Here is a 24,077-nt window from a genome sequence, read left to right on the forward strand (position 1 = left end):
GGCGGGAGCGATGTGGATGACCCCGGGTATCCGGCGTCAGGGAACGGCTACGCCCGACCCGCCGCCACCCGCGCCAACCGGGAGAGCTCGATCGCCCGGGCGTCCACTCCCCCGGGGTTCGTCATCCGGGTGGGGATGTAGCCGAAGGCCATGTCGTACATCGGGTCGGCGAAGGCGATCGCGCCACCCGCGCCGTCATGACCGAACGCACGGAAACTCGCGAACGGCATGTCCGCGTGGGGCTTCATGAAGACGATTCCGAAGCTCATGGGGATGTGGAGGACGACGTCACGACCGCGCACCTGCACCTGCGCCATCTCCGCGAACGTGTCCGACGGGGCGATCGGAGCGCCGATGTGACCGAGCGTCGCCGCGTACAGCCGGGCGAGGCCGCGCGCGGATCCCACGCCACCGGCCGCGGCGGTCCCTCGGCGCCGCACCGCGACGGAATGCGGACCGAACCCCGCCAGGATCGGATCACCCGGGCGACCCAGGCTGCCCATCGCGGCGGCGAACAGGTTGTCGTACGGGCCCGGACCGGGAACGACGTCGTTCGCGGCCGGGCGCGGGTCGACGTACCGAGCAGACTGATCGTCCGGCAGACCGAGGAAGAAGTCGATGTCGCGCGGGGCGCGGATCCGGGATTCGTAGACGTCCTGCAGCTCCTCACCCGTGATGCGGCGGACCAGTTCCTCCATCAGGATGCCGATCGTGATCGAGTGATAGCCGAAGGTGCTGCCGGGTCGCCACAGCGGCCGCTGACGGGCGAGCCGCTCTGCTCCCGCGCGGGAGTCGATCGCGTCCTCGGGACGGATGCCGTCATCCGTGGCCGGGAGCCCGGCCTGGTGCGACAGGAGCTGACGGACGGTGATCTCGCCCTTTCCCGCCGCCGCGAACTCCGGCCAGTAGTGCGAGACCGTGCGGTCGAGATCGAGGGCACCCTCGCCGAGGAGCAGGGCCATCACGGTCGCCGCCACCCCCTTCGACACGGAGTAGACCCCGGTGATCGCTTCCGCCCCCGGCCCGCAGGACAGGTCGACGACGACGTCGTCACCGATGACGACGCACAGCTGTGCCCCGTAGTCCGGGTCGGCGGCGGAGAACTCCGCGAGACGCTCGCGGACGGATTCGTAGTCGGGGTGGACCCGACCCTGGACAGAGTTCACGGCATCCTCCTTGTGACAGTGCCCCCGATGGCACACCGCCGCCCCCGATGACGGCAGGTCGAGGATACTGCCAGCCGCGCTCTCCCGAGCACGGCAGCGGACCGCCCGCTCAGCAGACCGCCTGATCCCCACCGACGCGGCCGGCGGGTACCGGCATCCACGGGGATACGCCCGGGTCCGTGGACGCGGCGGCGGGACTGTCGCCCTGCGTCCACCATTTGGCCTGGAACGCCGCCCCCTCGAGTTCGACGCACTGCCCGGCCGTGTACACGGCGGCACCATCCCACGCGGGCAGGAGTCCCGCGGGCAGCGTCGGTTGGGGTTGAGGGCTCTCCCCGACGAGCACCGGCCCGATGATCGTCCACGGCGAGTCGCTCGCCGCCACCGTAGGGTCGTCGGGCTGGGCGCCCCTGGTCCACCACCGCGCTTCGTACACGGTGCCGTGCCAGACGACCTTCGTTCCGGCGAGGTAGGTACTGGCCGAAGCCCACACGGGGTAAGGACTGCGGGCGGGGTCGTCCGTCGGCGCGGGTGAGACGGGCGTGGGCATCGCGACGTCGGTGGCGGGCGCCGACGCGGTGAAGCCCGCCCCCAGCAGGGCGGCGAAGGTGGCGTCGCCCTGCTCCACGCCGCTGCACGCGTCCGAGACGACACGGACGTCCGCGTAGTTCTCGCCGCACGTCCGGTCACGGTTCAGCGACCACATCGACAGTCGGCCCAACCCCTGGGCGACGGCGAAGGTGTTCAGCTGTCGCGCATCGTCGAGACCGAACACCTCCTGCTCGACGTCGTTCTGCCCGATCATCGGCGTCGCGCCGACCTTCGCCCACGCGGTCGCGTCGCTGAGCGAGAGGCCGGCGTGGGCGTACGTGTCGCGGAGCTGATCGTGCACGGCGGTGAGCGCATGCTCGGAGACGTCCGCCATGCTCCGGCCACCGAGGTCGGTCCCGTAGTCCATCGTCATGGCATTCACGCCGGCGAGGTCGACCCCGGCGTCGAGCATCTGGTCCACGGCGGCGCGGCCGTCGTCCGTCAGACCCCGCTCGGAGACGGGCAGAGTGAGCCACACCGCCAGCGGGTGCCCGCTCGCCTGGCGCTCGCGCTGCAGGTCGGCCACGGCGAGCGCACGCCGGAGCCCGGCCACACGATCCGCGAGGTCGTCGTTCTCGATGTCGAGGTCGATGCTCGCGACGACGTACCGGTCGACGACATCCGCGTACGCCTCACGAAGGGTGTCGACGTCGGCGCAGACGGTCGCCAGCTCGCTGTTGGCCGCACCGCCGAAGGAGATGACGACATCGCCTCCGTGCTGGCGCAGCCGGGCGATACGACGGTCGAGGTCGAGGTCGTCACCGGCGCCGTCCAGCGAGTACGCGGTTCCCCAGGACGGAGTGCACTCGTCCGCACCGGCGGCGACCACGAACGACAGCACGACATCGCGCTTCTCGTCGTGACGCGGGGTCTCGAAGTCGTACGCGGGGGTCGCGGTGACGTCGACGTACCCGGCGAACCAGGGCGCCGGGACGTCCGCGCGCGCCTGGTCGGCCACCAGGAATCGGTATCCCGTGACCGCACCGGCGGCGACGACCACGACGACGGCCAGTCCCGCGATCACACGCCACGGCGACAGACGCTTGCCGTGGTGGGGTCCCGGGGCGGGCGGGGAGACATAACTGACGCGGGAGTTCATCGGATGCCGAGATCGCTCGTCGATGGCACGACGGGGCGCGCCTCCGTTTCGAACTCCGGGGGTGTCGTCTGCACGGTCGCGCGGTCGCCCACCGCGGGGTACCCGTGGTACAGAGCGGCCTCCCAGTCGAATTCGATGCCGGCCGACGGGTGCGCGGCCGGGCCGGACGCGACCGGCACCCACATCCAGTCCGTCAGGCCGAGCCACACGTCGACCAGGGAGTTGCGTACGCCGATGTTCTCGACGATCGCCCAGGCGGCGCAGAGGGAGTTGAACCCGGCGAAGGCGGCGGTGCCCCAGTTCTGCGCCGACGCGTTCCACCACGCGGTGACGACGGAGAAGATGAGGATCGCCCAGGGGCTGACCACGTAGAGCAGCTGCGTCGCCGTTCGGTCACGGACCTTCGGCGTCCGCGCGAACGGGATCTTGCGCCCGGTGAGGGCCTGCTCGACGGACTTGAGGACGCCCGCGAGGTTCACCGGGAGCAGGATGAGGTTGAAGCCGTAGATCCGGAAGATGTCCCGCCGTCGGTAGCCGGTGTTGCGGAGATCACTGGCCTGCGACAGGAAGTAGGGCAGGGCGGCGAGGACCACGAGCGGACTGAGAAGCGCGCTGTCGAACGGGAACGCGAGGAGGAAGACCAGTCCGACGCTCGCCCACGCGAGCGAAGCCATGTAGTTCACGCGGAGGAGCCATTCGGTGAGCCGCACCGGGTTGTCGGTGCGGCGTCGCGCTCGGGCCTGGGCGAGGAACTTGGGGAGGATGAGCAGCCCGCCGTTCGCCCAGCGGCGGCGCTGGACGACGAGCGAGCCGAAGTCCGGGGGCGTCGCGCTGTAGCTCAAGCGCTCGGGGTAGTTCACGAGCGTCCATCCGCGCTGAGTGAGGTCGATGCTGGACTCGGTGTCTTCGATGACCGTGCGGTCCTGCACGTAGCGGCGCACCTCGAAACCGGGAGTGGACTCGATCTCGAGGATGTCGTCGAGCGCCTCCATCCGGATGACGGCGTTCGCCCCCACCCAGAACGTGGCACCGTGGGCGGTCATGCCCTGGTGGAGGATGTGCTGGATGTCGGTCGTCGCGCCAGCGAGGCGTTCGATGCGGGTCGGCGCACCGCGGAAGGAAGAGTACGGCGTCTGCGTGACGGCGACGCGTTCGTTGCCGGGCTGCTCGAGGAAGTAGACCAGGCGCAGGCAGTAGTCGCGGAGGAGCAGGGAGTCGGCGTCGAGGGTGAGCAGGTACTCGGCGTTGGGCACGACGAGGTCCGCTTCCGCGGCCCCCGAGACGAGCCGGAGGTGCGTGCCCTGCGGGTTGCGCTCCGCGCGGTAGCGGCCGCCCATGAGGCCGATGTACGCATTCAGGTTCATCGCCTTGTTGGGCTCGTGCGACAGAGAGGCGTAGGCCTTGCGCTCGAAGACCGCCATGTCCGCGGTGAAGATGCGGGTGAGTCGTCGCTGAAGACCGAGGAGGCGGTCCGACTCCGGCGCTCGCCCGGCGGACAGGGCGGCACCGAGGGCCTGTGCGGTCAGCTCGAGATCGTCCGCGAGGCCGCGGAGCACCTGATCTATGAAGAACGTGTCGACATGATCCTCGTGAGGCTCGGTGTCGGCCATGTGGCGCAGCCACCGCACGGCTTCGGCGTAGGCGAGGTGAACGCGTCGGACGGCGTCCTGTCCCGCCCGCCCCGTCGTCAGCAACTCGTGCTCGAGCGTGAGGAGCGACTCGGAGAACAGCGATCGCGGGCCCTCGAGATCCGCTTGGATGCCGGCGGCGAGCGCGCGCGTCGCGGCGAGCCGTGCCCGGTCGGTGGGATCGGTGGGCGAGGGCGGGTCGTCCAGGAGCAGGACGACCCTCAGGTCGGGGTACTCCTGCAGCGCTGCGGACCAGAGCGTCTTGCGGATGACCGACGGCTCTTCCGCATACGAGGGGACGAGCACGGTGAGGCCGTCACCGTGCCCGGTGAGGAAGTGCTGGTCGAGTTCTGCGCGCGCCGCGCGGGTGTGACGACGGAACCGGCCGAGCGCACCTTCTCGGGCGACCAGGTACATCAGCGCCGACAGGGTGAGGAAGGTCACGACCGCGGCATACAGCCACGCCTCGACGGACAGGAGGTACTCGTCGGGGCCGTAGGACGTGAGCTGCCGCACGACGGTCGTCAGGATGTAGGCCGCCCAGGCGACCACGGTGACGATGATCGCCGCGCGAGCCCACACCAGGGTCGCGGCAGACGGCTTCGTGTGCACGGTGGGCAGGGGGACGCGCGTGCGCTCGGATCCCCACTGCCGCCTACGGACGTGTGGGAGCGCTCCCACGCGCTGTCGCAGACGTCGGTTCGATCGAGACATGGTTTCCCCTGAGCGTCGCGGGTCGAGTCCGACGCTGAGCGCCCGTTCGGGTCGAGCGCGATGGCCCGCTCGCCGCCGCGTTCGTGCTCGGGGCGGGCCGCTGATCAGACTGCACCCGATCGACGGTTTCCCGCCTCCGTTCGACCCTGCTCGGGGACAGAAATGCGGATTCCTTGCGCCGATCTTGCGCCGACCTTGCGCTTCGCCGGATCTGGTCAGGTGACCAAAGGCTTCGGGGCCCACCGAGAATATGCTGTGTCGATGCCCGACGCGCACGAGAGAGGCACCCGGCAGGCGCTCATCGAGGCGGCTGTAGAGGTGATCGCCGCCGAGGGCATCGTCGGGGCGACGACGCGCCGGATCACCGACGCGGCGGGTCTCCCCCTCGGCGCTCTGCATTACTGGTTCGCCACCAAGGGTCACCTCCTCGAGGCGGTGGCCGAGCACATCCTCGCGAGGATCGCCGAGCGGATGGGGCAGGCGGGTCAGGCGCCCGATCTCGCCGACCAGCTGCTGTGGCTCTTCGAGGATTCGGGCAGGTACGCGCCGGAGGAGCAACTGGCGTTCTTCGAGATCACGATGCAGTCTCTCCGCGCCCCGGCACCCGTCACCTCCCGGACGGGTCAGGGCGACGTGGCCGGGTTCGGCGAGAAGATGCTCGAGCCGTGGCGCGCCGGCGCCGATGCGACCCTTCCGGGCGGATTCCCCGCCCTCGTCGCGCTGGTCAAGAGCGCCACCATCGGCATGTGGTTCGAGCGACTGAGCCTCGACGAGCACGACATCCGACCCGGGATGGAGTTGCTCGCCGAACTCCTCCGTCATGTCCCGCGCGCGGACCCGACGGACTGATCTGACCGCTGCCGCGCTCCCCGATGCGCGGCCCTAGGGCGTGTTGATCAAGAGGTTTCGCTCCTCGGTGGGTGAGTCTTGAGCGGTGACGCGACAGGAGATCTCTGACGAGGTGTGGGCCGTGATGGAGCCGTTGATGCCGACGGTGTCCGGGAGGTCGAGGCCGTGGGCGGATCATCGGTTGGCTGTCGAGGGGATGGCGTGGAAGTACCGCACCGGGGCTCCGTGGCGGGATGTGCCGGAGCGGTTCGGGAAGTGGAACTCGATCTACAAGCGGTTCAACCGTTGGGCCGTGGACGGCACCTGGGAGAAGCTGCTGGCCGAGGTGCAGAAGCGGGCCGACGCCGCGGGGAAGATCGACTGGGTCGTCTCGATCGACTCCACGATCGCTCGTGTGCATCAGCACGGCGCGACCCTGAAGCGGGACACAGGGGGCTCTGCCGAATCACAAGAATCCGTGGTTCGAGCCGCTTGATCACGGGATCGGACGCTCCCGTGGCGGGTTGACGACCAAGCTGCACCTGGTCTGCGACGGTCGCGGCCGGCCGCTGGGGATGATGATCACCGGCGGGAACATCAACGACACCACGATGATGACCGCAGTACTCGAGGACATCCGCGTCCCCCGCGACGGGAAGGGCAGGCCACGGACCCGACCGGACCGGGTGCTCGCCGACAAGGGGTACCCGTCGAAGGCGAACCGGGCCTGGCTCCGCGACCGCGGTATCGCCGCGACCATCCCGGAGCGTGATGACCAGGTCGCGCACCGCCGCAAGAAGCCGGGCCGGCCGATCGACTTCGGCGAACAGCAGAAGGAACGCTACAAGGGCCGCAACGTCGTCGAACGCTGCTTCAACCGGCTCAAGCAGTGGCGCGGCATCGCGATGCGCTCCGACAAACTCCTCCGCAGCTACCGAGCCGCCGTCAGCCTCGCCGCCACGCTCATCTGGATCAAATCAGACTTGATCAACACGGCCTAGGGGCCGGGGTGCGGCCGAGACGGGTCGCCCGCCGCGGGCAGCGGCGGCTCGGTGCGGACGACGAGCCATGCCGCCTGACCCGCGAGCACGTCCGCGACGTGGCTGCGGAACCGGTGGCACTCCGTGATGTCGTGCGAACGGCACCGCAGGGCGTGCTCGGTCATCGCCCGGGCCTGCGCGATGTCGGCGGCCCGACGGTCGAGTTCCGCGACGTGCTCCTCGAGGACGCGGTGTCGGTCGGGTGCTCCCTCGTCGAGGAGCACGCGGATCTGGTCGAGCGACATCCCCGCGGCCTTGTTGCGCAGAATCACCGCGATGCGGACGAGGTCGGGGTCGCCGAACCGTCGGCGGCCGCCGGCGTCGCGCGTCGGGTGCAGCAGCCCCGCGTCCTCCCAGTGCCGCAACACATGGGGCTCGAGCCCGAACCGGCCCGCCGCGTCGCCGATCGCTTGATCATTTGACTTCATGTCGACATGAAGTCACACGATGGTCGCGAACGCAAATGAAAGGAGCCCCCGTGTACGAGGCCATCATCATCGGCGGCGGTCCCGCCGGACTCCAGGCCGCCCTCACGCTCGGCCGCATGCACCGCCGCACCCTGCTGCTGGACTCGGGCGAGTACCGGAACGCGACGGTCGATCACGCCCACAATCTGCTCGGCAACGACGGCACCGCACCGGCGGACCTGCGCGGCCGAGGCCGTGACGAGCTCTCCGCGTATCCGACGGTGGAGATCCGGGATGCCGCGGTCTCCGTGGTCGCAGCCGAGACCGACGGCGTTCGCGTCGAGGTCGCGGGCGAAACACTCCGCGCGGAGTACGTCGTGCTGGCAACAGGCCTCGCCGACGAGCTCCCGCCCATCCCCGGGCTGAAGGAGAACTGGGGCAATCGGGTCGCCAACTGCCCGTTCTGCCACGGCCATGAATTCGCCGGTCGCCCGGTGGCCGTCCTCAACGCATCGCCGCACGCGGCGATGCTGCGCGGAATGCTCCTGCCGGTGGCATCCGAGGTCATCGTCCTCGACCCGGCGCGCGTCGTGCGGGCGGAGAGCCTCGACGACGGACTGCGGATCGTGCTCGACGACGAATCGACCATCGACGCCGCCGGCGCCTTCGTCGCTCCCGTCTCGCGGCAGCGGGCCCCCTTCGCGGCGCAACTCGGCCTCGAAGTGCAGGAGTCCGGGGCGGTGCGGATCGATCCGTTCGGACGCACGAGCGTGGAACGCGTCTTCGCGGCGGGCGACATGGCCCACCCCGATCACTTCCCGGGGCCGATGGCGACGCTCGCGGCGGCGATCGCGGCGGGGCAGCTGGCGGCCGTCGCCATCGTGCAGGGCCTCTCCGCGCCGCGGTGAGTCACAAGGCGGACGCTGACCTCACGCTCTCGCCCTTCACCGCTCTCGCGATTCCGCGCCGCCCGGTGCGAGATCCTGCAAGCCCATGACGCGGAGCAGGTCGAGGCGGTCGGCATCGGGGGTCCCCGGCGCCGTCGTGTACACCACGACCCGGAGATCACCGCCGGGAACGCTGAGCACGTCGCAGTCCACCTCGATCGCGCCGACCGGGGTCTGAACGCGTTTGCGGCTGCTGCGGTGCTCGGCGATGTGGGCGGAATCCCACCGCCGCTCGAATTCCGGTGAATCGCGGCGCAGGCGCGACACGAGGTCGGCGAGATCGCGGTCGGCGGGATAGCGTCCGACGGCCGAGCGGAGGTCGGCGACCAGGTCGCGCGCGAATTCCTCGTCGTGCACGGCATCCCATTCGATTCCGTCGTGTCCACGCAGGAAGTGTCGCCATACGACGTTCCGCTCCAGGGCGGTGCGCTGAAGCGGGTCGCCGTCGATGGTCGCCCAGAGCGTGTTCCACAGAAGCAGGTCGTGAGCGGCGGTGAACACGGCGAGAGGCACGTCACCGAGGCGGTCGACGAGACGCTGGACTCCGGGAGTGATGTGGCGCGGTACGAGCCCATGAGCGGGAGGCGCGGACCCGGCGGCACGGTAGAGATGGTCTCGCTCCGCTGTCGTGAGGCGCAGAGCCGTGGCCAGTGCGCCGAGAAGCTGCGCGGAAGGGTGGGTGGCGCGACCCTGCTCGAGGCGCACGACGTAGTCGACACTCACACCCGCGAGAGCAGCAAGCTCTTCGCGCCGAAGCCCCCGTGTGCGGCGTCCCGGCCCTCCCGGCAGCCCGACCGCCTCGGGACGAACGCGCTCGCGCCACGATCGAAGCACGCTCGCGAATTCACTCATCGCTCCATCATGCGTCGCTTTCTCTCGGGGAGCCTGGTACCGGCAGTCCCCCGTCCGGTCCATGCCTGGGAGCTTCTCCCCGACCGACGAAGGATGGAGCCATGACAACGACACTCATCACCGGGGCCAACCGCAGCCTCGGTCTGGAAACCGCGCGCCGCCTCATCGACGCGGGGCACACCGTCTACGCCTGTATGCGCGACCTCGCACAGGCGGGCGAGGTGCAGACACTCGGCGCACATCCCGTCCGCCTCGACGTCACCGACCAGTCGTCCGTGGATGCCGCGTTCGCGGCGCTTCCCGAACTCGACGTGCTCGTCAACAATGCGGGCGTCCTCGGAACTTCGCACGGCGTCGACGACCTCGATGTCGACGCCATGACCGACGTCTTCGACACCAACGTCATGGGCGTCGTGCGCGTCACACAGGCGGCACTGCCGCTCCTTCGACGCTCCTCGAACCCGGTCATCGTCAACGTCGCTTCGGGCGTGGGATTCGCGCGCTGGCTGACGACGCCCGGACACGACGAGTTCGGGGTGCCCTCCGTGCCCTACGCCGCGTCCAAGGCAGCGGTGATCGCGCTCACCGTCCAGTACGCCAAGAACCTGCCCGACATGCGCGTGAACGCCGCGGACCCGGGGTACACCGCCACCGCCTTCAACGGATTCAGCGGTCACCAGACCATCACCCAGGGCACGGACGCCACGGTCGCGCTCGCAACGATCGATCGCGACGGTCCGACCGGCGAGTTCCACGATCGAACGGGCGTCATCGCGTATTGAGACGGCTCACAGCGACCTGCGCGGTCGACGTATTCCGCGTCCGCGCAGGTCGCTTTCCTAGACTGGGTCCGTGCACGCAACGGACGGGGGCCCGGTAGCGCCTACGGGTGCTGCCTCGCCGCGCCCGCGCCGACTGGCGCGTGACTTGACGATCCTCGGCGTCGTGGGCCTTCTCCTCGTCGCCGCGCTCGGCGCCGGAGCGGCTGCCGCGTACCGCGAGCTGTACAGCCCCCGTGCGTTCGTCCTGCACTACATCGACCTGCTCCACGACCGACGGGCGACGGATGCCCTGGCGGTTCCGGGCGTCGCGGTGGACTCGGTAGAGCTCGAGAAGGCGGGCCTTCCCGCGACGGCATCCGAGGCGCTGCTGCGCACCGACGCACTGCAGACGATCAGCGACGCACTCGTGACGAACGAGGTCGCCGACGGCGACGTGACCCGGGTCACCGTCGACTACCGAGCCGGCTCGTACACCGGTCGCACCACCTTCGCGGTCCGCCAGGACGGCTGGATCGGCGTCGTTCCACGCTGGCGTTTCGACGTCAGCCCCCTCGCCGTCGTCGATCTCACCGTGCGCGGGTCGATGCAGTTCTCGGTCAACGACTTCGAGATCGACAAGCGGCAGGTGTCGATGGACGGGGCGGATGCCGACCCCTCCGCGGCCGTCCCCCTGCTGGTGTTCTCGCCGGGCCTGTATTCCGTGGCGGTGGACACGGCGATCTCGGCGACGCCCGGCGTGGCCATCCTCGCGGACTCGCCGCTCACCGACGTGCCGGTCGAGATCCAAGCGGAGCCCACCGAACAGTTCGTCTCGGTCGTTCAGCAGCGTGTCGAAGGCTTCCTGACCACCTGCGCGGAGCAACGAGTGCTGCAACCCACCGGCTGCCCGTTCGGGTTCACCGTGCGCAATCGGATCGACGACGCCCCCACCTGGTCGATCTCGCAGCAGCCGACGGTGTCGGTGCTGCCCGACGGCGCCGGGTGGCGCATCCCCTCCGCGCGGGCCGTGGCCCACATCGAGGTCGACGTCCGCTCGATCTTCGACGGGTCGGTGCGCACCGTCGAAGAGGATGTGCCGTTCACGGTCGACGGCCAGATCTCGGTGCAGCCCGACGGCTCGGCATCCATCACCATCGGGGGAAGCCTGGACTGAGCGCCGGACGGGTCAGCGGCCCTGCGCAGCCTGGCGTTCGGCGATGCGCGCATCGCGTTCGGCGATCCGCTGCAGTTCCGCGTTGTACTCGTCGAGCTCGATGTCGCCGACCCGATCGACGTGGCGGTCGCGGCGGCGCTGCTGCCGCTCGTCGCTGCGACTCCACTGGATCGCGACGGTGATGGCGAGGATCAGCGTCGGGATCTCGCCCACGCTCCACGCGACGCCGCCGCCGGTGTACTGGTCTTGCAGCGGGGTGGCGCCCCACGTCCGCCCCATCGACCCGAACCACTCGGCCGCGATGAGGCCGGAGTTCATCATGATCGCGATGCCAAAGAACGCGTGCATCGCCATGACGGCGATCAGGATGAGGAGCCGCCCCGGGTACGGCAGACGGTAGGGCACCGGGTCGATGCCGATGAGGCTCAGAACGAACAGGTACCCGGTGATGAGGAAGTGCGCGACCATCCAGATGTGGCCGACGTGGTCGTACAGCGACCACCGGAACAGGTCGGTGTAGTAGAACGCCCACAGCGACACGATGAACAGCCCCGCGGCCACGAACGGATTCGTGAGCACCTTCGCGACGGGGTTGTGCACGGCCCACAGGATCCACTCGCGGCCACCGCGCGAACCGTCCTCGCGCTTTCGGATGGCGCGAGCGGCGAGCGTGACGGGGGCTCCCGCGACCAGCAGCAGCGGGATCGCCATCGACAGCAGCATGTGCTCGATCATGTGCACGCTGAACAGGTAGTCCTGATAGACGTTCAGCGGTCCGGAGGTGACCCAGAAGACGGCCAGCATGCCGAGCGACCACAGCACCGTGCGGTGGATGGGCCAGGCGTCGCCGCGCCGGTGCAGACGCCATACGCCCGCCAGATAGAAGAAGAGCCCGAAGCCAGCGACGAACGTCCACAGCAAGTCGATGTCCCACGCCGTGAACCAGCGATCGATCGTGAACTCCGCCGGGAGGGGCGAGCCGGTGAGCACCTCGGCGGGCGTCTGCCCGATCGGGGGAAGGTCGGCGGCAGGAGGAGGCGTGCGGGCGAGGGCGACGGCGACGCCGCTGGCGACACCCATGAAGACGAGCTCGAGCAGGACCACCCCCCAGAATCGGCGCGATCCGTTCTCGCTGCCCATCCCGGCGATGAGACGTCGGCGGTACCAGGCGCCGAGGATGCCCATCGCGACGAGCGCGGTGACCTTGACCAGGACGAGGATGCCGTACGGCGACAGGAGGTTCTGCCAGCCGACGAGGCCGATGGACGCGCGCACGGTGCCCGAGATCGCGACGACGATGAAGGCCACGAGCGCGATCGAGGAGTACCGCAGCAACGCAGCCTGGACTTGCGCGCGCGTCATCGCGGGGCGGACGACGACCAGCAGGATCAGGCCCCCGAGCCACACGGCCGCGGCGAGGATGTGCAGCACGAGCGAGGTGACGGCCGCCGTGTGGCTCGCCTCGGTTCCCGCGTGGCCCTGCGTGCCCATCGGAATGAGGGACGCGAGCGCGAGGATGGCGACGAGGAGCGTCGGCACCCAGGTCCGCACGGCGAACGTGAGCACCGTGAGCACGGCGCCCGCGATCGTGGTGATGAGCCACGCCGGACCGATCTCGGTCTCGACGAGGAAGCGCCCCAGCTGCTGACCGAAGACGGCGTCGAGCGTGGGGGTGGCGTTGATGACGTTGAGGAACGTCAGGAACCCGGTCGTGGCGGACGCCACCGTGAAAACGGCGGCACCGATGGATGCCGTGTCGAGAGCGATCTCGAACGGCCGCTCCCCCGCGGGAAGCGCGAACAACGCGAGGACCAGCGAACCCACCATCGTCGCCGCCGACAGGTTGACCACGAGCGTCGCGGCGGGGAGACCCCACCGGACGAAGGGACCAGGGTCAGCCAGCAGCGACGGCGCGGCACCGCCGCCGTAAGCGAGACCCGCGACGACGCAGATCACCGAGACCACGACCAGGATGACGGGTCCGGCCACGCGCAGGGCTCGGGGATTCACCCCCCAAGCCTACGTCGCGCGGGAACGCAAGAGGGGGGATGCCAGCCGGCATCCCCCCTCTCACAGTGTGCTGTCGTCTTACTTGACGGCGGCCTTCAGCTTGGAGCCGGCGGTGACCTTGACGCGCTTGCCCGCGGGGATCGAGATCTCCTCGCCCGTCTGGGGGTTGCGGCCGGTGCGGGCCGACGTGGCGACCTGCTCGAACGCGATCCAGCCGGGGATCGAGACCTTGCTGCCCTTGGCGACCGCCTCGGAGACGGTGGAGAAGAGGGAGTCGAGCACGCTCGACACGGCGGACTGGCTCTGCCCGGTCGCGCTCGCGATGCTCGCGACGAGCTCGGTCTTGGTGATGGACTTGTCGGCCATGTGGTTGTCCTCCAGGCGACGCTCGTGTCGCCTCTCGTTACATCGGACGAGGAGGAATCCTCCTCGGTGGTCGGGAGACCGCCTCGACAGTATCAACCGAACCGCGGAATTACGCGGATTTTGATGGATTTCGCCCGTAGGAGGGCGGCGTGTCGCGAGTGAAATGTGACGCGAGGGGCTCGTGGGGCCCGCGACGACCCGAACTCGCGCCTCCGGGCGGTGGCAGAGGGCGACCACGCATCAACCTCGGGTGACGGGGCAGGCAGAGAAGGTTGAGGCGGTTGTCGAGCGACGGTCTACCGCAGCTGACGCCCCGTGTCCAGGCGTATCACGCGGGCTTCCTCGTTTGCCCGGACATTGCTCGCCGAACGACGACGACGAGGCGCTCTCACCCTCCCCAACCCACGACACGCACCGTTGCTCCGCTCGGGGACCGACGGGACGATCGCCGGACGGGCCGCAGCAGCGACCCGGACGAACGGTCACCCCCCGGACTGCAACGTCGCATTCGCGCGGTGGCCGGTACCGACACCCTCGAAAGGCCGACGAACGATGACGCACACGCAACGAAGAAGACTGCGAAACCTCAGCACTCTGTGTGCCGCTTCGCTCATCCTCGGAGCCGTCCCCGCCGGGTCCGCCCTCGCCGCAGACTCGTACCCCACTCCCTCTCCGACGCCCAAGGGCGACCCGAAGATCATCGAGGCGTTGCAGAAGGCGCCAGAACTCGCCGACGTGACGTTCGACGCCTCGGGAGTGACCTTGCAGACCGGCGACGCCGTGGCGACGAACGAGAAGTGGATCTCGGACGACCACGAATTCCTGGACGATGACGTGAAGAATCCTGTCTGGCCCGACGCATGGCTGGTGGGCGGCAAGGTCCAACCGAACAAGGTGCTCAGTTCCTTGAGTTTGACGTGGGCTCACACGAATACGTTCACCACCACAAGAACCCACGACTTCAGCTTCGGGGTCACCACGGGATTCACTTACACGCAAGGGATGGAGGTGGGAGTCGAGGGGACCAAGGTCTCGGCCAGCATCGCCTACAAAGCCGAATTCAACTTCACCTACAAGTACGGCATGCAAGAGACGGTGTCGACGTCGGACACGAAGACGATCACGTCCCCGCCGCAGAACGAGCAAGTCCTGCCGGGGTTTGGCCTGCGTGTTCGGAAGTGGGTCGATGTGGGGTCTTATGAGGCCGATATCGTGATCCCCGCCACCCTGAGCGGCGACGTCATTTTGAAGAAATGTGGAACGAGCGTGAAGGTGCCCATCGGACGTCTCGCCGCGATGAAGCGAGACGAGGATCAGGGCCCGCTCTTCCCGGACACCACTGTCGACGGAAATATTCTCCGTCAGTACGCCACCGCGCACTGGGTCGCGAATGTCGCCGCCCGAGCACACACGGAGATGACCGACACATACCTGGCCACCGGTGCTTCGATATCCAGCATCACCGACGATTCCTGGGGTGCCATCCCCGGTAAGGCGTCGAGTCCCTCCGCCAAGACGCGCTCGCTCCCCTCGATCACGACCCAGGCGGAAGCCGACGACTCCCTCCGCAGCATCGTCCCGTGCGCGACCCCGTCCGACCTCAACACCAGCGGGGGCTCCCCGGGCACGTGGACACCCACGGGACTGGGCACGGTCGCTGTCGGCAATCACGCGTACCTCAAGGGCGACAAGACGCTCGTCTACGTCGACTCGGTCCTCGATCGCAACGTGACGAGCGTTGCGGGCGGATGGTCGCCGGGGAACGGAAAAGACTGGACGACGTATGTCCGAGCCGACGGCCGAGGGTACACCCGCGTCCTCGACGGAAGTGTGGGCCAGTTCGAGCGTACATTCGCCGCGGGAACCCGCGCGGTGGGCTTTCACACCTATCTCACGCCTACTGGTGACCTCTATTACGGCAGCAGGCGAATCGCGCAGAATGTCACATCAGCCACGGGCGGCTGGGCCTCGGTCGATTGGGTCACCTATGTCAGTGACGGCAAGGGGTACACCTGGGGGAGCCATTACACGACCGGTCCCGTCGAGGACAGCGCCCTGCCGAGTGGAACCGCAGCAGTCGGGATTCGCACCTACCTCGCTCCGGACGGGACCCTGAGTTACGGGGACACCGTCGTCGCGACCGGTGTGACCTCCGCGACCGGCGGCATCGGGAGCGGTTCCGGCATCAGTGCCTATTGGATCACCTTCGTCGCAGACGGCCGCGGCCATTCCTGGAACGCCGGCAACCGCTCGATCCGAGATGAGGTCTGGCTGCCCGACGACGCGAAGGCGGTGGGGAACCACCTCTACCTCGACGCCGACGGGTACCTGTATTTCGTCGACAACGAGGTCGCCCAGAACGTCTCCAGCGCCGTGGGCGGCTGGGGCTCCGGGGCCGACTGGGCCAGCTACGTTCGCGTGGGGTCGTAGCAGTCGGCGAACGCCGAAGGGCGGGGGCTCCTCTCGGAACCCCCGCCCTCTGCGGTGCAATCGGTGCTTACCAGCTCGACTTGGTCACGCCGGGCAGCTCACCACGGTGGGCCATGTCGCGGAAGCGGACACGCGAGACGCCGAACTTCGTCAGCACACCACGGGGGCGGCCGTCGATGACGTCGCGGCTGCGGACGCGAGCGGGCGACGCGTTGCGGGGCAGCTTCTGCAGGCCCACGCGGGCGGCCTCGCGGGCCTCGTCGGTCGCGGTCGGGTCGACCAGGGTCTTCTTCAGCTCGGCGCGCTTCGCGGCGTAGCGCTCGACGATGACCTTGCGCTGCTCGTTGCGCGCGATCTTGCTCTTCTTAGCCATGCTTAGCGCTCCTCTCGGAAGTCGACGTGCTTGCGGACCACGGGGTCGTACTTCTTCAGCACGATGCGGTCGGGGTTGTTACGGCGGTTCTTGCGCGTCACGTAGGTGTACCCCGTGCCGGCGGTCGAACGCAGCTTGATGATCGGACGGACGTCCTGAGCCTTCTTCGCCATTACAGCTTCACGCCCTTCGCCTGCAGGTCACGGACGACGGCTTCGATACCGCGCGCGTCGATGACCTTGATGCCCTTCGCCGAAACGTTGAGCTTGATGTTGCGACCCAGCGACGGAACGAAGTAGGTCTTCTTCTGCACGTTCGGGTCGAAGCGGCGCTTCGTCCGGCGGTGCGAGTGCGAGATGTTGTGACCGAAGCCGGGAACCGCTCCAGTCACCTGGCACACTGCTGCCATGGTGATGTCTCCTTCTGTACCGTGACACCGGACGGTGTCACCCAAGATCCCTTGTCTGCACCCCGTTCCGGGCGCAGCACGAGGCCAGGATCGGAAGAAGGGGTACGTACTGCGTGCTGGAGTGCGCGCAGACAAGCGATCAGTCTAGCATGCCCGGCGTGTCGCCTTGACGAGCGGCGGCCTCGGCGGCGCCGCGCCCCCACCGGAACGCCGATACCGTCGGGTCGCCGTCGATCCAGAACCGCCACGGGAAGGCATCCGTCCCCGCGATTCCCGCCACGCCCACCCGCGGACCGGAGACGACCCGCGACGAGATCCGCTCGGGCAGGAGCAACCGCGCCCGCGCCCCGGCGCGCTCGACCCCGGTGACGGCGTCGATCCCGTCGTGGACCGGATGCCGAAGGCCCACGGCATCCCCCAATCGTCCGGGTCCGCGGGCCAGGTCGCGCGGCACGCGCACGACGCCCCGGCGTTCGCGTCGACGCCGCTCGGCCACGTCAGCCCCCTCGATCACCTCGCCGCCGCGCAGCAGGACACCGCCGGCGACCCCCTCGGGACCGCACACGACGTTGACGCACGAATGGATGCCGTGGCTCAGATACACGTAGAGGTGTCCGGGCTCGCCCCACATCGTCGCGTTCCGCGCGGTCGGACCACCGCGGGCGTGCGACCCGGGGTCGGGACGATCGCCCGTGCCGAGCCCGTGATACGCCTCCACCTCCGTGATGCGCAGGACCACGCGTTCCCCCGCCACGACGGTTTCGAGGTGGGCGCCGAGGAGGAGCGGCGCGACCTCGACCGGCAGGGCGGCCAGGTCGTCGCGCGTCGCGGGGCGTGTCATCCCGGGGGCACCTGGCACCACGAGAGGTCGAAGCCCTGCAGGGCCGCGAGCTCCTGGCCCGTGTCGATCTCGACGAGGTGCGTCTGCAGCCGACCCGGCAGCGGGAGCTGGTAGCGGTCGAAGGGGTTGTCGATGGCCTTGGGCGCCACGAGCACGGCGGCGTATCGCCCACTCGGCGACACGCACGTCTGCAGCACCGTGTCGCTGCCGGGCACTTCGAGGAGCGGCCGCACCGTGCCGTCGGTGTCGACATGGCCGATGGTCGTGGCGCGGAACGCCCCGTCCGACCCGATGTCGGCGAACGACCGGATCGTGCCCGCTCCCGTCCCGGGCACGGGGGTGGCGCGCCCCGGCATGCCGGGGGGATCCACCGGGTCTTCGAGCGCCTGTTCCGATCCGTCGGTGAGGTTGATCTCGCGGATGCCCTCGAGACGTTCGACGATCGCCACCGAGGAGCCGCGCGCGATGCCGTCGATCGACAGCGCGCTGCCCAGGGGCGCGGCGTTGCCGCCCTGTGCGTCGGTCAAGAGCAGACGCGAGTCGAACGTCAGCACGAGCATGCTGTCGGTGTCGGGCACGAACCGCCAGTCGGCGACACGCACGTCCCCGCCGTTCAAGCCGATCTCGACCGGCGGCACGTCATCGGCGGCCGACGCCGTGAAGAGTTTGCTCTCGCGTCCTCCGGCGGTGCCGAGGGTGGCATCCGAGAAGGTGAATCCGACGCGCTCACCCCGGTCGGCCGACTGCAGGTTCGAGACGAACCCGGGCCCGGGCAGGGGGATGTCGTGGGCGTTCTGCCCGTCGAGATCGGTCACGATCACCCGCGCGCGGTCGTTCTCGCGAACCGACACGACAAGGTGGTTGGCCGTGGCACGGAAGTCTTCGATGTGTTCGTGGGTGAAGACCGGAAGACCCGCCTCACCCTTCAAGTCCGTGCGGAAGATCGTGTCGCCGTCGGCGGTCCCGCGCTGCATCAGGAACGCCGTCAGGGGCGGGGTGCGGAAGGACTCGCTCAGTGTCGACGCGGGTCCGGCGCCGAGGCCCTTCACCGCGTTGACGGTGACGGTGTAGTCGGAGTCGTCCCGCAGCGGGAGCGTGAACCGGATGCCGACGCTGCGCCCCGACGTGTCGACGGTGAAGGGCGTAGCGGGTTCGACCTGCACCTGCGAGGGATCGACCTTCTCGAGCGACTGGGTCGTCGTGAGGATGACACGGGCACCGGATGCCGCGACGGCGGCGGCCGGGTCGACCTGCACGTCCGTCACCCGGGGACCTTGTGCGACGGAGACCACACCGCCGACGCCGCCCACCAGGACGAGCGCGCCGAGCACCGCCGCGAAGGCGAGGAGGAACCCGCGACCGCGACGCTTGCGCGCGCGGGCGCGGCGGGAGTCAGTACTCATACGGATCCGCCGGCTCGTCGATCGCCGCGACCTGGTCGGCGCGCACCTCCAGCGCCCCGTCGCCGCTCGATCGCACCGTCCCGGTCACCGTCACCCACTGCCCCGTCGACGGAGCGGATACCGACGCGGTGATCGGCAGTCGCGCGGTCTGCGCGTCGATGACGCAGTGCGTGATCACCAGGCGCGTGAGGTCGAAGGTCGCGCCGTCCTGTCCGGGCGTGATGAACCCGGTGAGGGTCACGGGCTTGCCGTCGAAGGTCTCGGGGTTGGTCGCGTGCGCGAAGATCGCCGACCAGTCGCCGATGCCGAACGTCGACGTGTCGCCCGAGGCGGCGAGGGTCACGACGTCGGAACCGACGAACAGCGGCGGAGCGCCGACGTCGCGCGACACGGCGAGCTCGGCCGAGAGCGAGGCGGGCGGGGTCAGGAGAACCGCGACGACCGCCCCCGACGCGATCAGTCCGCCGCTGAACGCGGCGACACCGGCGACCGTCCATCGCGGGCGGGCGGCGAGGTGATCGTTCGCGGCGTGGTCGTGCTCGTCGGGCGCGTCGGCGTGGTCGTGGTCGGCGTGCGCGAAGGCCTCGCGGCGCGCGGGCGCCGACCCGACGGCGTGCCCGTGCGCGTGGTCATGGCCGTGGTCGGCCTCGGCGCCGAGGGGCAGGGCGAACGTCGCGATCGCGCCGATCACGGCGACGACCGCCATCCCGATGGCGAACCACGCCGAATCCGGGTTCACGTACAGCGCGAGGCGTCCGGTGAGCCACAGCGCGATGGTCGTGACGGCGAGACACGTGGTCAGCCCGACACCGAGCCACCGCGTGGCGAGAGCACCCGTTCTAGACAAGGAGGTTCACCACCGTTCCGAGCGCGAAGGCCGAGAGCACGACCACCGCGGTCAGGCCGACGAGCACGCGCGTGGTGAACGTCGTGCGCAGCAGCGCGTACATCTTGAGATCGACGACCGGACCCACGACGAGGAACGCCACGATCGAGCCGGGCGTGAAGGTCGACGCGAACGACAGGGCGAAGAACGCGTCGACGTTCGAGCACAGCGACACCACGACGGCCAGCACCATCATCGCCGCGATCGAGAGGGCCGGGTCGGAGCCGATCGCCAGCAGCGCGCTCCGCGGGATCAGCACTTGCACGGCCCCCGCGATCATCGAGCCGATGATGAGGGCGGGCATGACCGACCGGAGCTCCACGACGAACTGCGCGAGCGACCGGCGGCCCCGGCCACCGCGTTCCTGGACGACGATCTCGCACGTCTCGAGGAAGCGCTCGGTGAGGAGCTTGTCGGGATCGGGATGCCGGCTGTACAGCCATCCGATGAGGTTCGCGACGAGGAAGCCGCCGATGAGACGCGCGACCAGGATGCCGTCGCTGAAGCCGAACGCGGCGTGGGTGCTGATGATCACGATCGGATTCACGATCGGTGCCGCCACGAGGAAGGTCAGCGTGTCGGAGACCCGGAACCCGCGCATGAGCAGGCCACGCGCGAACGGGACGTTGCCGCATTCGCACACCGGGATGAACATGCCGAGCAGCGACAGCACCGCGCGGCGCGCCCAGGGGGTGCGTGGCATCCATCGCTCGATCGCACCCGGCGGCACCCACACCTGCACGATGATCGAGAGCAGGACGCCGAGCACGACGAACGGCAGCGACTCGATGAGGACGCTGAGGGCGAGGGTGAGGCCGTCCTGCGCACGAGTGGGGAGCGGCGCGGAGAAGAAGGTCGGGGCGAAGGCGTCGATGAGGAACAGCGCCGCGACGACGACGACGCCCACGCCGAGGCCGACGAGGGTGCGGGTGACGCCGGAACGCGGGGGCGCCGACGCGACCGTGCGACTACTCGTCGCCACGCTCACGGGCGCGCGCCTGCGCGCAGTCGGCGCAGATACCGAAGATGTCGACGACATGCTCGGCCTGCGAGAAACCGTGTTGGGCGGCGGTGCGCTGCGCCCACTCCTCGACGGCGTCCGCCTCGATCTCGACCGCGACGCCGCACGAGCGGCAGATCAGGTGGTGATGGTGTCCGCGGGTCTCGCACGCGCGGAAGAGGTTCTCACCCTCGGGGCTCTGCAGCGAATCGGCATCGCCCTGGGCGGCCAGCCCCGCGAGTGCCCGGTAGACCGTGGCCAGTCCGATACCGGTGTTCTCGTCGCGCAGGGTCGCGTGCAGCGACTGCGCGCTGACGAAGCCGCCGGCACCGGCGAGAGCTTCGCGCACGCGCTCGCGCTGCCACGTATTGCGCTGGACCATGCGGGAAGTCTACCGAGGCGATCGGTGAAACGGCTGGGGACGCCGGGCGCTACAGCGCCCGCGTGGTGCGGTCGCGGCGAGCACCGATGAGGCGGCACACCAGGTAGATCGCGAACGAGATCGTCGTGATGTAGGGGCTCACCGGCAGCGTTCCCGCGACGGCCAGCAGCACACCACCCACGGCCGAGACGAAGCCGAACAGCGCCGCGAGGACCGGAACCGAGAGCGGCCCGGATGCCACCCGCATCGCGGCCGCGGCCGGGGTGACCAGCAGCGCCATCACGAGCAGCGCACCGATGATGTGCACGGCGACGGCGACGATGAGGCCGAGCAGCAGCATGAAGCCGAGCGACACCGCGGTCGTGGGAACGCCTCGGGCGGCGGCCGACTGCGGGTCGAGCGAGTCGAAGCGCAGGGGACGCCAGATCATCAGCAGCGCCAGCAGCACCACGAGACCGATCACGACGAGCCAGCCGAGCTGCGCGCTCTGCACCGACACGATCTGTCCGGTGAGCAGGCTGAAGCGCGTGGCACTGCGGCCGTTGTAGAGGGAGAGACACAGGATGCCGATGCCCAGACCGAACGGCATGAGCACGCCGATGATCGAGTTGCGGTCGCGAGCGCGCGCGCCGAGGAGACCGATGATCGCCGCCGCGATGAGCGACCCGACGATCGAGCCGGAGACCACGTCGACTCCGAGGAGGAGAGCGACCGCGGCACCCGCGAACGACAGCTCGCTGATGCCGTGGACGGCGAACGCCATGTCGCGCTGCATGACGAAGACGCCGATGAGTCCGCCCACGAGCCCGAGCACGGCACCCGCGTACACGGAGTTCTGCACCAGCTCGAGGATCGCCCCGTACTGGCTCACGCCGCCGAACAGCGCGTCGCCCACGTCGGCCCAGTTCATGCGTCGTCCTCGTCATGGTGGTGGTGGGCCTCGTCGGCGTCGGGTGCCCCGACGACGACGAGTCGCCCGCCGGCGCGGGTCACGAAGACGGGCGCGCCGTAGAGGGCGCTCAACGTCTCGGACGTGAGCACCTCGTCCGGAGTGCCGAGCGTGAAACGGCCGTTCGCGATGTACAGGATGCGGTCCACGTGCGCGAGCACGGGATTGATGTCGTGGGTGACCAGCAGCACGGCGGCGTCGCGCTCGCGGCGGTGACGGTCGATCAACCGCACCACGGCCTGCTGGTTGGCCAGGTCGAGGCTCGTCAGCGGCTCGTCGCACAGCAGCAGCCGGGGGTCGTCGGCCAGCGCCTGGCCCACACGAAGCCGCTGCTGCTCGCCGCCGGAGAGCAGCCCCACCGGGCGGTCGGCGAACGCGTCGGCACCGACGGCGGTGAGCAGTTCGGCGATGCGGGCGCGATCTTTCCGTCGCGAGAACGGCAGCCCGAACCGGTGCCCGTCGACCCCGAGACCGACGATGTCGCGACCGCGCAACGGCGTTTCGCGCGGGAGGGGCCGCTGCTGCGGCACGTAGCCGATGCGCCGGTTGCCCGCCCGCCGGACGGGCGTGCCGAGCGCCTCGATGGTGCCGTCGCTCAGCCGCTCGAGGCCCAGGATGGCCCGGAGCAGCGTCGTCTTGCCCGAGCCGCTCGGGCCGAGGATCGCAACGAGCTCGCCGGGCCCGACCTCGAGGTCGAGCCCGGACCACAGCTCTCGGCCGCCGCGTTCGAGCGCGGCTCCGCGGATGCGCAGGGGTGTGACGTCGCTCACGCCGCCAGGGCGTCCGACAGCGCGCTGATGTTGCTCTGCATCCACGAGAGGTAAGTCTGGCCCTCGGGGAGGGTCTCGGTGAACTCGAGCACCGGAATGTTCTTGGCCTTCGCCTCGTCCATGACCTGCGTCGTCTCGGCGCCACCGGTCTGCGGGTTGACGATCATGACCCGGATCTCGCCCGAATCGATGAGCTGCAGCGACTCCAGCAGGGTCGCGGGCGGCACGTCCTGGCCCTCTTCCACAGATTCGCTGAACTCGTTCGGGGTCGCGTTCACCAGGCCCGCGGCTTCGATGAGGTAGACGGGCACGGGCTCGGTGACGAACACCTTCGCGCCGGCATCCTTCGCCTCGATCTGGCCCAGCGAGTCCTCGAGGCCGGCGATCTGCTGCACGAACGCGTCGGCATTGGCGGTGAAGCCGGCCGCGTGGTCGGGCGCCAGCTCGCCGAGGTGCTCGGCGACGGCCTTCGCGAGGTCTTCGACCGTGTGCGGGTCGTACCAGACGTGCTCGTTGAAGCCCTCGATGTGGTCATGACCGTCGCCCTCGGCGTGGTCGTGGTCGTCGGCGCTCTCGCTGGGCGAGGCGCTGGCGTCGTCGTGCGACTCCGCGCCGGGGTAGTCGTGGTTGTACTCGACGGCGGTGAGGACCTCGGCATCCGATCCGCTGGCGTCGATGAGCGACTCCATGAACGCGTCGTAGCCCGCGCCGTTCTCGATGACGAGCTGCGCACCCTTGAGGGTGAGCTGGTCCTGCGCGCTGGCCTCGTACTCGTGCGGGTCCTGCGTGGGCGACGTGATGATCGAGGTGACGTCGACGAAGTCGCCCCCGATGGACTCGGCGATCGAGCCGTAGACGTCGGTGGATGCCACGACCGAGACCTTGCCGGACGCGTCGGTCGTGCCGCCGGCCGAGGGAGCGGTGCCGGCGCAACCGGCGAGGGCGAGCACGGAGGCCGCGCCGAGGACGAGGGGGGCGAGGAGGCGTCGGGTCATGTCCCCCACTGTAACGGTAGTGATAACCGTTCTCAAACTCAGCAGGGCCGGCCGCC

General features: G+C 69.5%; 24 protein-coding genes. 6 read left to right on the forward strand and 18 right to left on the reverse strand.

What is annotated here, in order from left to right; translation table 11 throughout:
* Nucleotides 1-47: 47 nt before the first annotated feature.
* The 3 genes from ABC271_RS16755 to ABC271_RS16765 form a co-directional block, all read right to left on the reverse strand.
* The gene (locus ABC271_RS16755) at nt 48-1,166 is read right to left on the reverse strand and encodes a serine hydrolase domain-containing protein (protein WP_412925973.1); all 1,119 of its coding nucleotides are present in this window, start codon (nt 1,164-1,166) and stop codon (nt 48-50) included.
* Nucleotides 1,167-1,275: 109 nt separating this feature from the next.
* Complete coding sequence (locus ABC271_RS16760) at nt 1,276-2,856, reverse strand: chitinase (protein WP_412925974.1); 1,581 nt, start codon at nt 2,854-2,856, stop codon at nt 1,276-1,278.
* Nucleotides 2,853-5,096 (reverse strand): glycosyltransferase family 2 protein, encoded by a 2,244-nt coding sequence (locus tag ABC271_RS16765; protein ID WP_412925975.1) that lies wholly within the window; start codon nt 5,094-5,096, stop codon nt 2,853-2,855. Before ABC271_RS16765 ends, ABC271_RS16760 begins: the two co-directional genes overlap by 4 nt.
* Before the next feature lie 363 nt (nt 5,097-5,459).
* Here ABC271_RS16765 and ABC271_RS16770 point away from each other — a divergent pair, with 363 nt between their 5' ends.
* Nucleotides 5,460-6,047, forward strand: coding sequence for a TetR/AcrR family transcriptional regulator (locus tag ABC271_RS16770; protein ID WP_412925976.1), 588 nt, complete (start codon nt 5,460-5,462; stop codon nt 6,045-6,047).
* Nucleotides 6,048-6,171: 124 nt separating this feature from the next.
* A protein-coding gene (locus tag ABC271_RS16775; RefSeq protein WP_412926095.1) for an IS5 family transposase occupies nt 6,172-7,027 on the forward strand; the annotation gives its coding sequence in 2 pieces (ribosomal slippage) (nt 6,172-6,489 and nt 6,491-7,027; 855 coding nt in all).
* On the opposite strand, the gene ABC271_RS16780 is transcribed toward ABC271_RS16775, so the two are convergent.
* Nucleotides 7,024-7,494 carry a helix-turn-helix domain-containing protein gene (locus ABC271_RS16780; protein ID WP_412925977.1) on the reverse strand — a complete coding sequence of 157 codons (471 nt, stop codon included), beginning with the start codon at nt 7,492-7,494 and terminating at the stop codon, nt 7,024-7,026. The two genes, ABC271_RS16775 and ABC271_RS16780, sit on opposite strands and share 4 nt — an antisense overlap.
* Nucleotides 7,495-7,544: 50 nt before the next feature.
* Here ABC271_RS16780 and ABC271_RS16785 point away from each other — a divergent pair, with 50 nt between their 5' ends.
* A complete protein-coding gene (locus ABC271_RS16785; protein WP_412925978.1) occupies nt 7,545-8,381 on the forward strand; it encodes an NAD(P)/FAD-dependent oxidoreductase in 837 nt (278 codons plus the stop codon).
* A 36-nt stretch (nt 8,382-8,417) separates the two neighbouring features.
* On the opposite strand, the gene ABC271_RS16790 is transcribed toward ABC271_RS16785, so the two are convergent.
* On the reverse strand, nt 8,418-9,272 hold the full coding sequence (locus ABC271_RS16790) for a helix-turn-helix domain-containing protein (RefSeq protein WP_412925979.1): 855 nt from the start codon (nt 9,270-9,272) through the stop codon (nt 8,418-8,420).
* Nucleotides 9,273-9,373: 101 nt separating this feature from the next.
* Between ABC271_RS16790 and ABC271_RS16795 the strand changes: the two genes are divergently transcribed.
* Together ABC271_RS16795 and ABC271_RS16800 are read left to right on the forward strand one after the other, a co-directional pair.
* Complete coding sequence (locus ABC271_RS16795) at nt 9,374-10,054, forward strand: SDR family NAD(P)-dependent oxidoreductase (protein WP_412925980.1); 681 nt, start codon at nt 9,374-9,376, stop codon at nt 10,052-10,054.
* 145 nt (nt 10,055-10,199) lie between these two features.
* Nucleotides 10,200-11,207, forward strand: coding sequence for a hypothetical protein (locus ABC271_RS16800; protein WP_412925981.1), 1,008 nt, complete (start codon nt 10,200-10,202; stop codon nt 11,205-11,207).
* Between the two features lie 12 nt (nt 11,208-11,219).
* Here the strand turns inward: ABC271_RS16800 and ABC271_RS16805 are convergent, their stop codons facing one another.
* Together ABC271_RS16805 and ABC271_RS16810 are read right to left on the reverse strand one after the other, a co-directional pair.
* The gene (locus ABC271_RS16805; RefSeq protein WP_412925982.1) at nt 11,220-13,217 is read right to left on the reverse strand and encodes a bifunctional copper resistance protein CopD/cytochrome c oxidase assembly protein; all 1,998 of its coding nucleotides are present in this window, start codon (nt 13,215-13,217) and stop codon (nt 11,220-11,222) included.
* A 78-nt stretch (nt 13,218-13,295) separates the two neighbouring features.
* Nucleotides 13,296-13,583: an HU family DNA-binding protein gene (locus ABC271_RS16810; RefSeq protein ID WP_022878194.1), complete on the reverse strand. Its 288-nt coding sequence runs from the start codon at nt 13,581-13,583 to the stop codon at nt 13,296-13,298.
* A gap of 552 nt (nt 13,584-14,135) precedes the next feature.
* Between ABC271_RS16810 and ABC271_RS16815 the strand changes: the two genes are divergently transcribed.
* Nucleotides 14,136-16,013: an ETX/MTX2 family pore-forming toxin gene (locus tag ABC271_RS16815; protein ID WP_412925983.1), complete on the forward strand. Its 1,878-nt coding sequence runs from the start codon at nt 14,136-14,138 to the stop codon at nt 16,011-16,013.
* A 67-nt stretch (nt 16,014-16,080) separates the two neighbouring features.
* Here the strand turns inward: ABC271_RS16815 and rpsN are convergent, their stop codons facing one another.
* The 11 genes from rpsN to ABC271_RS16870 form a co-directional block, all read right to left on the reverse strand.
* Nucleotides 16,081-16,386, reverse strand: a complete 306-nt coding sequence (rpsN, locus tag ABC271_RS16820) for a 30S ribosomal protein S14 (RefSeq protein ID WP_412925984.1) — start codon at nt 16,384-16,386, stop codon at nt 16,081-16,083.
* Between the two features lie 2 nt (nt 16,387-16,388).
* Nucleotides 16,389-16,559, reverse strand: a complete 171-nt coding sequence (gene rpmG, locus ABC271_RS16825; protein WP_013584775.1) for a 50S ribosomal protein L33 — start codon at nt 16,557-16,559, stop codon at nt 16,389-16,391.
* Nucleotides 16,559-16,795, reverse strand: coding sequence for a 50S ribosomal protein L28 (rpmB, locus tag ABC271_RS16830; protein WP_013584774.1), 237 nt, complete (start codon nt 16,793-16,795; stop codon nt 16,559-16,561). Before rpmB ends, rpmG begins: the two co-directional genes overlap by 1 nt.
* A 139-nt stretch (nt 16,796-16,934) precedes the next feature.
* Nucleotides 16,935-17,636: a DNA-3-methyladenine glycosylase gene (locus ABC271_RS16835; protein WP_412925985.1), complete on the reverse strand. Its 702-nt coding sequence runs from the start codon at nt 17,634-17,636 to the stop codon at nt 16,935-16,937.
* Nucleotides 17,633-19,039, reverse strand: a complete 1,407-nt coding sequence (locus ABC271_RS16840; protein WP_412925986.1) for a hypothetical protein — start codon at nt 19,037-19,039, stop codon at nt 17,633-17,635. Before ABC271_RS16840 ends, ABC271_RS16835 begins: the two co-directional genes overlap by 4 nt.
* Nucleotides 19,029-19,886: a TIGR03943 family putative permease subunit gene (locus ABC271_RS16845; protein WP_412925987.1), complete on the reverse strand. Its 858-nt coding sequence runs from the start codon at nt 19,884-19,886 to the stop codon at nt 19,029-19,031. The genes ABC271_RS16840 and ABC271_RS16845 overlap by 11 nt, the downstream gene beginning before the upstream one ends.
* On the reverse strand, nt 19,879-20,913 hold the full coding sequence (locus tag ABC271_RS16850) for a permease (RefSeq protein ID WP_412925988.1): 1,035 nt from the start codon (nt 20,911-20,913) through the stop codon (nt 19,879-19,881). Before ABC271_RS16850 ends, ABC271_RS16845 begins: the two co-directional genes overlap by 8 nt.
* Complete coding sequence (locus ABC271_RS16855) at nt 20,894-21,307, reverse strand: Fur family transcriptional regulator (RefSeq protein WP_412925989.1); 414 nt, start codon at nt 21,305-21,307, stop codon at nt 20,894-20,896. The genes ABC271_RS16850 and ABC271_RS16855 overlap by 20 nt, the downstream gene beginning before the upstream one ends.
* A 49-nt stretch (nt 21,308-21,356) precedes the next feature.
* Entirely contained in the window at nt 21,357-22,217 is an 861-nt protein-coding gene (locus ABC271_RS16860; protein WP_412925990.1) for a metal ABC transporter permease, read from the reverse strand.
* Nucleotides 22,214-23,026, reverse strand: coding sequence for a metal ABC transporter ATP-binding protein (locus ABC271_RS16865; protein ID WP_412925991.1), 813 nt, complete (start codon nt 23,024-23,026; stop codon nt 22,214-22,216). Before ABC271_RS16865 ends, ABC271_RS16860 begins: the two co-directional genes overlap by 4 nt.
* Nucleotides 23,023-24,021, reverse strand: a complete 999-nt coding sequence (locus ABC271_RS16870) for a metal ABC transporter solute-binding protein, Zn/Mn family (protein ID WP_412925992.1) — start codon at nt 24,019-24,021, stop codon at nt 23,023-23,025. The genes ABC271_RS16865 and ABC271_RS16870 overlap by 4 nt, the downstream gene beginning before the upstream one ends.
* Nucleotides 24,022-24,077 lie beyond the last annotated feature (56 nt).

This window comes from Microbacterium canaveralium (genome assembly GCF_047238045.1).
Classification (GTDB): Bacteria; Actinomycetota; Actinomycetes; order Actinomycetales; family Microbacteriaceae; genus Microbacterium.